Here is a 12,998-nt window from a genome sequence, read left to right on the forward strand (position 1 = left end):
ATTATCGGCGCAATAAACAATTTTTTGGTAGAATAGATCTATGTAACTCATCGACGCGCATGGAGGCCTGAAATTGCACATGAACAGCGAACGCGTAGGCATTATCGACATCGGATCCAACTCGGTCCGCCTTGTCGTTTATGAACGAATGGGCGCGAAAGCGTATCGCGTCATCGACGAGAGCAAGGAATCGGCGCGATTAAGCGCGCGGATCGCGCCGGACGGCTCGATTGCGCAGGAGGATGTCGGGCGGCTGGCCCGAATTTTGAACGACTTTCAAATGCTGTGCCGCGTTCACGGAGCGGGCTCGGTCCGGGCCGTTGCCACGGCGGCCATACGCAACGCCACGAATGGCGATGACGTCGCGGAGCGGCTGCGCCGGCTAACCGAACTGCCGATCGAAATTTTGTCGGGCGAAGAAGAAGCGCGGCTCGGCTTTCTCGGCATGATCAATACGCTCGACATAACCGACGGCTTCCTGATCGACATCGGCGGAGGCAGTACGGAAATATCGCTTTTTCGGAACCGGTCGCTCATCCGCAGCGTTTCCTTTCCGTTCGGTGCGGTCAATACGACGAAGCATTTTACCGAAGGGGGCAACGTGACCAAGGAGGACGCGAGACGCATTCGCGAAATGGTATCGGCGGCGGCGAAAAGCGAGCCGTGGCTCACAGGCCATCCGGAGCTGCCGCTTGTCGGATTGGGCGGGACGATCCGTTCGTTATGTAAAATCGACCAAAAAATGAGAAAGTATGCATTGTCCCAAACCCATCAATACGAGATCGACAAGGCGGGCCTGGACGCCATGGCCGACTGGCTGCCTTCCCTGACGGCGAAGGAAAGGACGAAGGTGGACGGCTTGTCGGACGATCGCGCAGACATTATCGTGCCCGGATTGATCATCCTGCATACCCTGTTTTTGCATATCGGGGCCGGCCGCTGCATCGTTAGCGGAGCCGGGCTGCGCGACGGCGTATTTTACGAGACGGCCTTCCCGTCGGCGCCGGCCCGACGCGATGTGCTGGCAGACAGCGCGAATAACTTGCTCGCCCTGCATCCGGCCGTATCCCGGGCTCATGTCGAGCAGGTGAGCCGGCTGGCCACCCGGCTGTTCGACGATCTCGTCTTGGCCCCGGCGTTCGGAGACAGAGCCCGTAAGCTGCTGCAAACTTCCGCTCTGCTGTACCGGATCGGGGTTACCGTGAATTTCTACAACTACAACAAGCATACGTTTTACTTGATGCTCCACTCCGGAATAGACGGCCTGACCCATCGGGAATCGGTGCTGTGCGCGCTGATCGCCTCTTACAAATCGAAGAGCCGCGCACGAAGCTTAATGGCTCCCTACCGGGAGCTGCTGGACGAAGCCGATCTGGAGCTCGTCTGCCGTCTGGGCACGCTGCTGCAGCTGGCCATAGCGCTGGACCGGAGCGAAACCCAGCCTCTGGAGGACATTCGGGCCCGCATCGACAAGCAAAGCCTGAATATCGCGTGGTCGAGCCGTCACGATCCCGCCATCGAGCTGCGCGAAGTCGAGCGGGTCGCCGGCGAGTTCAAGAAAGGCTGGGGATTGCGCGTCAAAATGAATCCCGCCACCGTTTCCAAGTAACGATATCCTGGGCCTCGAACTGGCTGCGCAGCGGCGTGATCGTACCGCCCTCCTCCCGGGCATATTGCCCGTTCGGCTTGAGTACGCGCGCCTTGACATTGTCGGTCAGACTGAGCCGCAATATTTGGATGAGCATTTCCTTCAAGCCCGGGTCGAATACCGGACACATCAGCTCGATGCGGCGGGTGAGGTTGCGCGTCATCCAATCGGCGCTGGAGAGCCACAGCTGCGGCTCTCCGCCGTTCTCGAAATAAAAGATGCGGGAATGCTCCAGAAACCGGTCGACGATGCTGCGCACCGTTATATGGTCGCTGAGCCCCTCTACGCCCGGCTTCAGGCAGCAGACGCCGCGCACGATCAAGTCGATGTTCACGCCCGCCCGGGATGCGTCGTACAGCTTGTCCACCATTTCCTGATGCGACAGCGAATTCATTTTCGCGATAATTCCGGCAGGCTTGCCGGCCGCCGCGTTTTCCGCTTCCCGCGCGATCAGCTCGAACAGCTTCGCTTTCATATCCGTCGGAGCGGTGCCGAACGCCTGCCAGTCGTGCGGAGCGGAATAGCCGGTCATTTCGTTGAACAGAACGGACGCGTCTTCCCCGATTATGGGCTGGGACGTAAACAGGCCGACGTCGGTGTACAGCCTCGCCGTATTGTCGTTATAGTTGCCGGTGCCGACATGGACGTAACGCCGCAGCCCGTTCTGCTCCTGACGGACGACGAGCGTAATTTTGGCGTGCGTCTTCAGGCCGATCAAGCCGTATACGACGTGGCAGCCCGCCTTCTCCAGCTGTCTGGCCCAGGCGATGTTCCGTTCCTCGTCGAAGCGGGCCTTCAGCTCTACGATGACCGTTACCTGCTTTCCCGTCTCAGCCGCTCTAGCCAATGCGTTGACGATCGACGAATTGCCGCTAACCCGGTACAACGTCATTTTGATCGCCATGACGGCAGGGTCGTTGGCGGCCTGATCGACAAAATCGCTTACCGCGTCGAACGATTCGTAAGGATGATAGACGAGTACGTCCTTTTCCCGCAGCACTTCGAAAAAATCGTCCGTATCGTCGAATTCGCGCGGATACGCCGGCTCCAGCTTCGGATAGCGCAAATGATCGAAATCCGGCAGTGAGAGCGACAATTTCATCAAATAGCTCAAATCGATCGGTCCGTCGATCTCGAATACGTTGTCCCCGATCTCGAATTCTTCCTTCAACAGGTCCAGCGCATAGGGATGAAACCCTTTCTGCACCTCCAGCCGGACGGGAGATCCCCAGCGCCTGCGCTTCAGCTCCTTCTCGATTTCCTCCAGCAAATCCTCCGCGCCTTCTTCGTTCAAGGTCAGGTCGGCGTTTCGCGTCAGACGGAACGGATCGACGGCAACCGGCGTATATCCGGCGAACATCGTTTGGATATGCTCCTCGATCAAATCCTCCAACAGCACGAACTCCTGCTTGACGCTGTTCGCGCGCGCATGAACCTTGATGTATCGCGGCAAGTTCGAAGGCACCTGCACGATGGCGAAATACGGCTCCTCTTCCGGATCGTCGCCTTCCCGCCGAAGCGTTACCGCCAAATACAGGTTCAAATTATGAACGAGCGGAAACGGACGGCTCTGGTCCACCGCCATCGGAGTCAGCACCGGGAACACGAAATCGTGAAAATATTGGTCCATCTGCTTTTTCTGGTTCGGGGTCAAATCCCCGTTCGCCGTAAAATTCAGCCCTTCCTTGGCAAGCGCCCGCGTCAGCTCGCGCAGCGTTTTGTACTGCTCCTGCACCATTTTGCCGGTGCGCTTCATGATGCGCCGAAGCAAGCCTTCCGGGGTATAGCCGGTAAAGTCTTTTTTCGTATACCCGGCCTTCAGCTGATCGGTAATGCCCGCGACCCTCACGCTCATGAACTCGTCCAAATTCGTCGAGCAAATCGACAAAAACTTGATTCTTTCCAGAAGCGGCGTCGACGGGTCCTGCGCCTCCTCCAGCACGCGCCGGTTGAATTCGATCCAGCTCAAATCCCGATTGATGTAATTGGAGTTCGTATAGCTATGCTCTTGCACTGGCTTGGACACCTCGGCTTCCCCCACTAGCGATAATGATTGCTTCTTCTATTATCGCCGGGGATTGTTAAACCGATGTTAAGCTTTTGTAAAATATGCCGCCCAGCGTGTAAAATGTCGAAACTTGGATCGGGGGGAGCGGCCGCGGAGGTCTCCCCCGAAAGTACCCGGAATACGCTGCGAAGGTTCGTTTCACTTTTGGGGGACTTTTACCTTCGGAAGAAAAAGAACGGCCGACCGTTCGAAAGCTTTTTCTGAATCCAGACGGACAGCAAGTTCCGAAACAACGGCCGGGTCAACGGCAGCACGAGCAGAATGCCGGCAATGTCGGTCAGGAAGCCGGGCGACAGCAGGAATACGCCCCCCGCGAACAGGCAAATTCCGTCCATAATGTGCCGTGTCGGCACTTGCCCGGCCGCCATGTCGCTCTGCGCATAGCTCCACACCTTGACCGCTTCTTTCTTCGCCAAATAGGCGCCCACGATGCCTGTCAATATAATGAGAGCGAACGTCTGCCACCCTCCGATCCGCTGACCCACTTCGATAATCGCCCAAATCTCCAATGCCGGTACGACAATAAACAGCAGCAGCAGCACGCGCCCTATCATCGCCCGTCACCCAGCAAGCCGAACAGCTCCGGCGCTTCCCGATCGATCCGGACGGGCTTCCATTCCCGGTTCAGCCATACATGACGGGTCGCGCCGCTGACGAGCAGTTCGCCTTCCGGCTCGACCGGATTTCCCGGCGACCCGGATGTCGCGACATGCCCCGGCTGCCGGCGTATTTGCGATTCGAACTTGACGGTCAACGCGTTAAAGGAAACAATGCGCGTATAAATCGAAATCGTATCGTCATATTTGGCCGGCAGATGAAACTTCGACTCCAGTTCGACCACGGGCAAATACAACCCCGTCTCCTCGATCCGGCTGTATGGAAATCCACGGTCCCGGATAAGCTCGGTTCGGCCGATCTCGAACCAATTGATGTAATTGGCATGATAAACGATCCCCATCCGGTCCGTCTCCTGATAGCGCACTCGGACGGCATGCCCGTGCCATCGGCCCGGCTCTTGTTCATTCAGCTTCAAAGTCGCTCCTCCGCTCCTGGAAGTAGGCTAGCCGCATCAACCCGACCGCGGCTCCCAATAACAATCGGATGGTGCAATTTCGCCATATATGTCATCTTACTAAACCGGACCCGATTCCTCAAATCGGCAAGCGAGGCGAAGCCATGCCGCTAGACATGCCTTAGTCTGACATGGTAAGCTTTTGTCCGACATGAAGGGAAAGGACGGGGTACTACTGTGCGATTGGAGCGACTGCTCGCCATCCTGATGCTCGTCGTCAACCGGAAACGGATATCGGCGACGGAGCTTGCCGACAAAATGGAAGTTTCCGTTAGAACGGTTTACCGCGATATCGATACGCTGTGCCAAGCCGGCTTCCCCCTCGTCGCTTATCAGGGCGCCGGCGGCGGCTTCGAGGTTATGGAAGGCTACCGGCTGGACCGAAACGCGCTGACCTTCGACGAAATCGCTTCCGTCATATCGGCGTTGAAAGGAATGAACAAAGCGCTCGATGATTCGCGCTTCGGTACGACGCTGGAAAAGTATGCCGGCTTGCTCACGGACAAAGAAAAGGAAGCCGCCAAGTTTTGGCAGGACAGGCTCGTTATCGATATGAACCCGTGGGGCTCGGACGGTACGATGAAACGGAAAGTGGCGACGATCCGCGAGGCGCTGCAGGAAACGCTCGTCATCCGGTTTTCTTACACGTCCGTTAACGGAACGTCCACCGTACGGGAGGTCGAGCCGATGACGCTGCTGCTTAAAGGCGTATCGTGGTACGTATATGCATATTGTATGCATCGCGGCGATTTTCGTTTGTTCCGTCTTTCCCGAATGTCGCAGCTGTCGGTCACCGAACGCCATTTCGAACGAAGGGAGCATGCCCCCGTAGAGGAAACGGATTGGGGGCGGATGTGGGACAACAAGTCCCTGCCGGTCACCCTGGTACTCCGGTTCGCTCCGGATGCGCGCGTCCGGGCCGAGGAATATTTCGGCATCGATAAGCTGCAGCCGCAAGACGACGGCTCCGTCATCGTCACCCAGACGTATCCGGAAGACGAATGGGTATACGGCTTCCTGCTCGGCTTCGGGGATCGGGTCGAGGTGCTCGAGCCCGAACGGCTCCGTCGGCTGATCCGCGACAGGGCCAGCGGCATCGTGAATATTTACGGGAATGGATAGCGCGAATAAAACATGACAACCTCTTGTCATAGTTATTCATGTATGATGGACTCATTCCAGTGAAGGAGGCCGACAGCCTATGAATACACCGTTTTGCCAAAGCTGCGGAATGCCGCTTGCCGATGCCGAACATTTCGGAACGAACGCCGACGGAAGCCGCAACGAAGAATATTGTACGTATTGCTACAAAGAAGGAGCCTTTACCTCCCCCGACGCCACGGTGCAGACGATGATCGAGGAGTGCGTTCCGCACGTCCGCTCCGGTCAAGGCATCTCCGAGCAGGAAGCCCGCAGCATGCTCGGCCGGTTCATACCGACTCTGAAGAGATGGGCTTAGCCCGGTCGTATGAGTGTCTGGCACATTCCGCGGTGTCCTTAACGACTGCAAGACTGCAAATAACGGGCCACGCCGTGCTCCGCATTCGTCGCGAGCACGCCTGTGGCTTTTTCCTTCACAAGCGGATGCGCATTGCCCATTGCATACTTCTCGTCGGCGAATTCGAACATCGGCAAGTCATTCAAATTGTCACCGAAGCAGACGATTCTCTCGGCCTGCAGCAAACTCTTCAATTGTGCTACGCCATCTCGCTTGTTAGCTCGGGGATGGTTGATTTCCAGCCAATGGTAGCCCGGCGTATAAATATCCGGTCCGAAGTGGCACAATGTGTCGGTACGACCGCGAAAAAGGCTGCAAGCCTCCTCCAGCTCCGCTTCCGTTCCTATCGCGTTGACCTCCATAATCTGCTCGTCCGGCGGAATATCGAACTTGTCTACGAGCCGGAACCGTTCGTCCCCCGTTTCCAATCGGTTCGTGACATAAGAAGTCTCGCTCGGATTGTACAACCCCTTGTAATAAATTTTGAACTCGCTCCTCGCGTTCACCGTGTAAACAAAAGGCCGCAGACCGATCCGCTCTTCCGCTTCGATAATCTCGTATGCGATATCCCGGTCCAGCAGGTTGGACACGATATACGTCTTCTCGACCGGATCGTACAAAAACACGCCATTCATCAAAACGACGGGAAGCTCGAGCCTAAGCGGCTCCAATAAATGTCCGGCGGAATCCCACGAACGGGCGGTGGCGACGGAAAAGCTACCCCCTTCCGCTATCCATTCGTTCACCGCCTCGACGGTCTCCTCCGAAAGCCTCTGTTCTCCATTTAGCAGCGTACCGTCCAAATCGGACACGTATAACGTTTTCATCTAAGTCCCCCAATCGTTTCGTAGTCGGTACTGCGACAGCCGGTGCAACCTTCATTCAATCCGATCCGTATATACCTGTATATGCCTTATCGAGGGAGTATGAAATACACGGGAGCGGAGGTACGGAAGATGGAATCGACCACCTTATATTTCAAAGACAATTTCTTCTCTGCGGGGGAAACGCCGATTACCGACGAGAACGGGCGCACGCTGGGCTTCTTGAACCTGCATGGCATGTTCGATTCCGGCATCACCGTCACGGACGCTTCGGGAACGCCGGCGGCCGGCGGGAAATTCCGCTTTTTCTCCAATGCTTGGATCGTCTCCGACCGGTATGGCAACGAGATCGGGGTACTCAAGCCGAAATTCGCCTTCTTCAAGCAGCGATTTGTATATGAAAGCTCGCGGCACCGGGAGCTTTCGATCGAAAGCCCGGCCTTTTCCCGGGAATATGTCGTCCGCGATTACCGGGACGAGACGGTCGCTCATTTTCGGCGCATTAACGGAATGTTTGCCTCGGGCGCTTATGAGTTGAACAACCGCTCCGAGCTTTCCGCGGAAGAGCTGATTACCGTCGTCATGGGCGTACACGGTATTATGAAAAGACAGCAGGCCGCGGCGGCCACCTGAAACCGTGCGGGAAACAGCTTAATGTGTACAGAAGGCCCGGATCCGGCGGATCCGAGCCTTTCGTCATGTCATGCGTATTTACAGCACCTTCGCTTGTCCCGTATAGATAACGCCCACTTCGGCGTATACGGAAACTTCCATTCCGTCCTTCATGATCGAAGTCGCATTGTTCACTCCGACGATAACCGGAATGCCGAGGCTGAGTCCGACTACGGCTGCGTGCGACGTAATGCCTCCGGTTTCCGTAATGACCGCGGAAGCTTTCTGGAACGCCGGGATGTAGTCTTTGTCCGTTGCCACCGTGACGAGAATCGAGCCCTCGACGGTTTTATCCAGCGCTTCCTGGGCCGTACGGGCTACGACTACTTTGCCGGTAGCGGGCTGGCTGCCGATGCCTTGCCCTTTGGCAAGCATTTCGCCCACGTGGTGCACCTTCATCAAGTTGGTCGTGCCGGAGCGTCCGACCGGAACGCCTGCGGTAATGATGACGAGATCGCCGAGACGGATATGCCCTGCCTTGATCGAATCGTCGACCGCGAGCTGGAACATTTCATCCGTGTTGCGCGCCTCTTCCCCCTTGATCGGCAAAACTCCCCAAACCAAGCATAGGCGGCGCATGACTTGCTCGCTCCGCGTCACGGCAATAACCGGCGATTTCGGGCGGTATTTGGACACCATGCGCGCCGTATAGCCGCTCTCCGTCGGCGTAATGATCGCCTTGGCATCGAGATCGAGCGCCGAGTTCGCGACCGATTGGCTGATCGCCTCGGTAATCGTCGTTTGCTGAGCGGTGCTCTGGCGGATGAAAATCTCGCGGTATTCGAGCGCCGACTCCGCACGCACGGCGATGCGCGACATCGTTTGCACGGACTCGACCGGGTATTTGCCCGCAGCCGTTTCCCCGGACAGCATGATGGCGTCCGTTCCGTCGAAAATCGCGTTCGCCACGTCGCTTGCTTCCGCGCGGGTCGGGCGCGGGTTGCGCTGCATCGAATCGAGCATCTGCGTCGCGGTAATGACCGGTTTGCCTACATAGTTGCATTTCTTGATCATCCGCTTCTGCACGAGCGGTACTTCTTCAGCCGGAATTTCTACGCCGAGGTCGCCGCGGGCCACCATCAGTCCGTCCGACACTTCCAAAATCTCTTCCAGGTTTTGAACGCCTTCCTGGTTTTCGATTTTCGAAATGATCTGGATGTGGGAAGCGTTATGCTCTTCGAGCAGCTGGCGAATTTCCAGCACGTCGGAAGCTTTGCGCACGAACGAGGCGGCAATGAAATCGACGCCCTGCTGAATGCCGAAAATGATGTCGTTCGCGTCTTTCTCGGTAATGCCCGGAAGCGAGATGCGTACGCCCGGGACGTTGACGCCCTTCTTGCTTTTGATCGTGCCGCCGTTCACGATCCGGCATTCGATATCGCTGCCGCGAATGTCCGTTACCGTCAAGCCAATCAAACCGTCGTCGATCAAAATGGTCGAGCCGACATGCACGTCGCGCGGCAAATCTTTGTAAGTAACGGATACGCGCTTATTGTCGCCGAGCGCCTCCTCGGTCGTCAGCACGATCGACTCGTCCTGCACGAGCTCGTACGAGTCTTCCTTCAGCTTGCCGGTGCGGATTTCCGGACCTTTCGTGTCGAGCAGAATGGCTACCGTCTTGTCCAGCTCCTGACACGCTTGGCGAATGTTGCGGATCCGGTTGCCGTGCTCCTCGAAATCGCCGTGGGAGAAGTTGAGCCGGGCCACGTTCATCCCCGCCGAAATCAATTGCTTCAGCGCGGGCAGCGATTCGCTGGAAGGTCCGATGGTACATACGATTTTCGTTTTGCGCATGATTGAGTAGTTCCTCCTAGAGTACGGTTCAAGCGGAAAAGCCGGCTGATTGTCAAACCAGCTCGACCGCGTCTTGCAAATACGTAAATTTCCCTATTTTGCGGAATTTCTCGTAACGGTCGGCTACGAGCTCTTCGCCGCTGAGAGGCAGCAGCTCCTGAAGGTGTTTCCACACGGCGGATTTCACGATCTCCGCCTGCCGCTCCGGATTGCGGTGGGCGCCTCCGCGCGGCTCCGGAATAATCTCGTCGATCGTCTCCAGTCTCAGCAAATCTTGAGCGGTTATTTTCATAACCTCTGCCATTTCGCCGGCCTTGGAAGCATCCTTGTACAAAATCGAAGCCGCGCCTTCCGGCGTGAGCGCGGAATAAACCGCATGCTCCAGCATAAGCACCCGGTTGCCTACTCCCAGCGCCAATGCTCCGCCGCTTCCGCCTTCGCCGATAACGACAACGACGATCGGCACGCGAAATTGCGCCATTCCGAACAAACAGCGGGCGATCGATTCGCCGACGCCTCTCTCCTCCGCCGCCGCCCCGGGAAACGCGCCCTTCGTATCCAGAAACGTGATGATCGGGCGGCCGAACTTGTCCGCCTGCTGCATGAGACGAAGCGCCTTGCGATACCCTTCCGGATGCGGACTGCCGAAGTTGCGGGCGATATTGTCCTTCGTATCTTTGCCTTTCTGATGGCCGATGACCGTGACCGGGATACCGCCCAACTTCGCTACGCCGCCAACGATCGCCAAATCGTTCGCATACATGCGGTCGCCGTGGAGCTCGATAAAATCGGTGCAAATGGCATTAATAAAGTCGATCGTCGTCGGACGCGACGGGTGTCGGGCAATCTGCATTTTCTGAATCGCGGTCAGACTGCCGTACAGTTCGTCCTCCAGCGCCTCGTACTTTTGCTGCAGCTTGGCGATTTCATCCGTGAAGTCGATTTGCTTCTCCGTACCGAACTTCTGCAGCTCCTCGATCTTGCTCTTCATTTCCACCAGACGGCTTTCAAAAGGAAGTTCGTTAGCCATTCGCGCTCGCCTCCTTATTGGGTCTCACCGTATGAAGCTCCAACAGCTTTGTCAGCGTAAAGCGCAAATCCTTGCGGTGAACCACTTTATCGAGCTGTCCGTGCTTCATGTTGAACTCCGCCGTCTGGAACCCTTCCGGCAGCTTTTGGCGTATCGTCTCCTCGATGACGATCGGGCCTGCAAATCCGAACCTCGCTCCGGGCTCCGCTATAATGACATCGCCGAGCATCGCATAGCTGGCCGAAACACCGCCGTAGGTCGGCTCGGTAATAACCGAAATATAGAAGCCTCCGCCGGCGCTGAATTTGGCCAACGCCGCGCTCGTCTTCGCCATCTGCATCAGGCTGAGGATGCTTTCATGGGTACGCGCTCCGCCCGATGTCGAGAAAATAATTAGCGGGTATTGCTTCTGTATCGCCGTCTCGATCGCGCGGGTTATTTTCTCCCCGACAACCGAACCGAGCGTCCCCCCCAAAAAGTCGAACGACATGACCGCGACCACGACCGGAAATCCTCCGAGCGTGCCTTCACCGGTCACGACGGCATCACGAAGGCCCGTCGACTCCATCGACTTGGCCGTTCTGGCTACGTAGTCGGGGAACTCCAACGGGTCCTCGGAAATCATATCGCGGTCATACTCGAAAATGCGGCCGTCGTCGAGCGTAAATTCGATGCGCTCCATGGCGTTCAATCTATTGTGGAATCCGCACGACGTGCATACTTTCAAATGTTTGCCGAGCTCTTTGCTATATTGAATGGTGCCGCATTTGGGGCACTTGCTCATGATGCCTTCCGGTATTTCACGCTTCGTTTGTTCCGACGGGATGGTAGCATACTTCCGTTTCTTTTGAAAAAAGTCTTTTATTGCCACGTCTACACCTCTCCACAACCGTTGTCATCCGTACGCGATCTACGCGCGAAGCTTCTTCGCCTGCGACCGGATGCTTTTGATCCGGGCGGAACCCCCAATAATCCCCAATTCATTGCTGCTTTCCCGCGAACCCGATTCGGGTTCCTTGCCGGGAAGCCTGTACCTATTTTCCCCATCCCTAGCGCTGCATTTCTCCGAAGCGGACTCCATACGCATTCCGGGAGTGTCCGATGCGATACCGATACGCCTAGGATCGGGCCTGATTATGCTCTATCGGCAATCGCTGCTATCGATCATGAAGCGAAGCTTCGTCCGGAACCGAATTCCGTAACTTTTTGGGGTGCTCCAATATCCCCAAAAAGGAAGCTTCGCTGAATGAACCGTGAGGTCAGTACGTCAGGGTGCGCCGCCTAGGCGTCCCCCGTTCCCCGTGTCGCTCAGCCCTGCTCGAGACGATATGCGAAGCGTTACCCGTGCAGGATCGTGTTCAGCACCTCTTGCACTTCCTCCAGCTCGCCCTCGGGAACGAGAATTTCGAATTGATGCTTCGATAGACTGACAGGGCGTACTTGTACCAAAAAACCTTCATCCGTTAGTTTTTGCTTGATGCGTTCTGCGATTTTCGCGGTCGGAGCGATATAAATAACCGTCCACATGATACAAAAAACCTCCCTGACTACCGAAACACCTCTCTTATACAATGGATTTATGATACCATATTCCGTCTTTTACCCGCAAGGAAGCTGGTGTCGAATCATGACGACGTCGAATCGTTCTTTTCGTCGGTTTCTTCATTGGCCCCGTATTCCGCGGCGTTTTTGTTCTTATGGGCTATCCGGGCGGAAGCCGCCGCGGCCAAGCCGGCAACGAGATCGTCGAGAAATACGTGGATTTGAGACGCGTTGTTGTTGAGAGAACGGATGATGCCCGTCTTTTCCTTGTCCAAATAGCCGAAGCTGGTCAAGCCGATCATCCCGTACACGTGCACGATGCCGAGCGCCAGCGTCTCGTCCACGCCGTACAGCGATTCGTCCCTTTCCATGATCGCCTGAAGCGGCTGCGGCAAAAGTCCCCGTTCCGCAAGCTCGTCAAGCGCTATGCCGGTGTACAGCGTATATTGAACCTCCCGTTTGGCCAGTACGGCCAGAACGCTTTCCTCGCACTCTTCTATCGTTAGCCGATCATTGTAGGGAAGCTGCAGCTTATAAACGATTTCCGCGACCTGATTCAACGAAACGCCTCGCCGAGCGAGCATTTGCAAAGCCAATTGTTTCGACATCGATACATCCCTCCTGGGTGACGTTCAAGGTTGCCGGCGCAACCCGGGCGGTACAAGCATGTATCCCGTCCGGGTTTTACTAAATGTATGCGCGCGCGTCGAGGAATGTTCGTAAAAAAAGACGGGACATTTGCGGAGCGGCCGACCGGATTTCAGCCGCCTTTGCCAATTAATAAGGTTGGTTTTAGCGCTATTTCCGCCTTTTTCGGCGTCACGCCGCATTTAGTGCTCGTTTCAGCCTT

General features: G+C 56.4%; 13 protein-coding genes. 4 read left to right on the forward strand and 9 right to left on the reverse strand.

From position 1 onward, the window contains the following. The first annotated feature begins 79 nt into the window (after positions 1-79). Positions 80-1,609, forward strand: a complete 1,530-nt coding sequence (locus FE784_RS28965) for a Ppx/GppA phosphatase family protein (RefSeq protein ID WP_139605745.1) — start codon at positions 80-82, stop codon at positions 1,607-1,609. On the opposite strand, the gene ppk1 is transcribed toward FE784_RS28965, so the two are convergent. From ppk1 to FE784_RS28980, 3 genes are all read right to left on the reverse strand, one after another. Continuing rightward, complete coding sequence (ppk1, locus tag FE784_RS28970; protein WP_139605746.1) at positions 1,578-3,674, reverse strand: polyphosphate kinase 1; 2,097 nt, start codon at positions 3,672-3,674, stop codon at positions 1,578-1,580. The genes FE784_RS28965 and ppk1 overlap by 32 nt on opposite strands. Before the next feature lie 197 nt (positions 3,675-3,871). Continuing rightward, entirely contained in the window at positions 3,872-4,270 is a 399-nt protein-coding gene (locus tag FE784_RS28975) for an FxsA family protein (RefSeq protein ID WP_246132238.1), read from the reverse strand. After that, the gene (locus FE784_RS28980) at positions 4,267-4,674 is read right to left on the reverse strand and encodes an acyl-CoA thioesterase (RefSeq protein ID WP_139605759.1); all 408 of its coding nucleotides are present in this window, start codon (positions 4,672-4,674) and stop codon (positions 4,267-4,269) included. Before FE784_RS28980 ends, FE784_RS28975 begins: the two co-directional genes overlap by 4 nt. A gap of 291 nt (positions 4,675-4,965) precedes the next feature. Here FE784_RS28980 and FE784_RS28985 point away from each other — a divergent pair, with 291 nt between their 5' ends. Beyond that, positions 4,966-5,910, forward strand: coding sequence for a helix-turn-helix transcriptional regulator (locus tag FE784_RS28985; RefSeq protein WP_139605747.1), 945 nt, complete (start codon positions 4,966-4,968; stop codon positions 5,908-5,910). 79 nt (positions 5,911-5,989) lie between these two features. Beyond that, positions 5,990-6,247, forward strand: a complete 258-nt coding sequence (locus FE784_RS28990) for a zinc ribbon domain-containing protein (protein ID WP_139605748.1) — start codon at positions 5,990-5,992, stop codon at positions 6,245-6,247. 38 nt (positions 6,248-6,285) lie between these two features. Here FE784_RS28990 and FE784_RS28995 read toward each other — a convergent pair whose 3' ends face one another. After that, positions 6,286-7,113: an HAD family hydrolase gene (locus FE784_RS28995; protein ID WP_139605749.1), complete on the reverse strand. Its 828-nt coding sequence runs from the start codon at positions 7,111-7,113 to the stop codon at positions 6,286-6,288. 129 nt (positions 7,114-7,242) lie between these two features. Between FE784_RS28995 and FE784_RS29000 the strand changes: the two genes are divergently transcribed. Continuing rightward, entirely contained in the window at positions 7,243-7,743 is a 501-nt protein-coding gene (locus FE784_RS29000) for an LURP-one-related family protein (protein ID WP_139605750.1), read from the forward strand. Between the two features lie 78 nt (positions 7,744-7,821). Here FE784_RS29000 and pyk read toward each other — a convergent pair whose 3' ends face one another. The 5 genes from pyk to FE784_RS29025 all read right to left on the reverse strand — a co-directional run bounded on the left by pyk (position 7,822) and on the right by FE784_RS29025 (position 12,756). Next, positions 7,822-9,576, reverse strand: coding sequence for a pyruvate kinase (gene pyk / locus FE784_RS29005; protein ID WP_139605751.1), 1,755 nt, complete (start codon positions 9,574-9,576; stop codon positions 7,822-7,824). 52 nt (positions 9,577-9,628) lie between these two features. Beyond that, entirely contained in the window at positions 9,629-10,606 is a 978-nt protein-coding gene (locus FE784_RS29010; protein WP_139605752.1) for an acetyl-CoA carboxylase carboxyltransferase subunit alpha, read from the reverse strand. Continuing rightward, positions 10,599-11,477 (reverse strand): acetyl-CoA carboxylase, carboxyltransferase subunit beta, encoded by an 879-nt coding sequence (accD, locus tag FE784_RS29015; protein WP_139605753.1) that lies wholly within the window; start codon positions 11,475-11,477, stop codon positions 10,599-10,601. Before accD ends, FE784_RS29010 begins: the two co-directional genes overlap by 8 nt. A 467-nt stretch (positions 11,478-11,944) precedes the next feature. Continuing rightward, the gene (locus tag FE784_RS29020; protein WP_139605754.1) at positions 11,945-12,133 is read right to left on the reverse strand and encodes a glutamate decarboxylase; all 189 of its coding nucleotides are present in this window, start codon (positions 12,131-12,133) and stop codon (positions 11,945-11,947) included. A 98-nt stretch (positions 12,134-12,231) separates the two neighbouring features. Then, on the reverse strand, positions 12,232-12,756 hold the full coding sequence (locus FE784_RS29025; RefSeq protein ID WP_139605755.1) for a phosphatidylglycerophosphatase A family protein: 525 nt from the start codon (positions 12,754-12,756) through the stop codon (positions 12,232-12,234). Positions 12,757-12,998 lie beyond the last annotated feature (242 nt).

It is taken from the genome of Paenibacillus hemerocallicola (assembly GCF_006265175.1).
Taxonomy (GTDB): Bacteria; Bacillota; Bacilli; order Paenibacillales; family NBRC-103111; genus Paenibacillus_AB; species Paenibacillus_AB hemerocallicola.

Excerpts from the sequence above, each read along its gene's own strand:
- FE784_RS28965 (WP_139605745.1), top strand. The coding sequence starts at position 80 with ATGAACAGCGAACGCGTAGGCATTATCGACATCGGATCCAACTCGGTC.
- FE784_RS28975 (WP_246132238.1), bottom strand. The coding sequence starts at position 4,270 with ATGATAGGGCGCGTGCTGCTGCTGCTGTTTATTGTCGTACCGGCATTG.
- FE784_RS28980 (WP_139605759.1), bottom strand. The coding sequence starts at position 4,674 with ATGGGGATCGTTTATCATGCCAATTACATCAATTGGTTCGAGATCGGC.
- FE784_RS28990 (WP_139605748.1), top strand. The coding sequence starts at position 5,990 with ATGAATACACCGTTTTGCCAAAGCTGCGGAATGCCGCTTGCCGATGCC.
- FE784_RS28995 (WP_139605749.1), bottom strand. The coding sequence starts at position 7,113 with ATGAAAACGTTATACGTGTCCGATTTGGACGGTACGCTGCTAAATGGA.
- FE784_RS29000 (WP_139605750.1), top strand. The coding sequence starts at position 7,243 with ATGGAATCGACCACCTTATATTTCAAAGACAATTTCTTCTCTGCGGGG.
- pyk (WP_139605751.1), bottom strand. The coding sequence starts at position 9,576 with ATGCGCAAAACGAAAATCGTATGTACCATCGGACCTTCCAGCGAATCG.
- FE784_RS29010 (WP_139605752.1), bottom strand. The coding sequence starts at position 10,606 with ATGGCTAACGAACTTCCTTTTGAAAGCCGTCTGGTGGAAATGAAGAGC.
- FE784_RS29020 (WP_139605754.1), bottom strand. The coding sequence starts at position 12,133 with ATGTGGACGGTTATTTATATCGCTCCGACCGCGAAAATCGCAGAACGC.
- FE784_RS29025 (WP_139605755.1), bottom strand. The coding sequence starts at position 12,756 with ATGTCGAAACAATTGGCTTTGCAAATGCTCGCTCGGCGAGGCGTTTCG.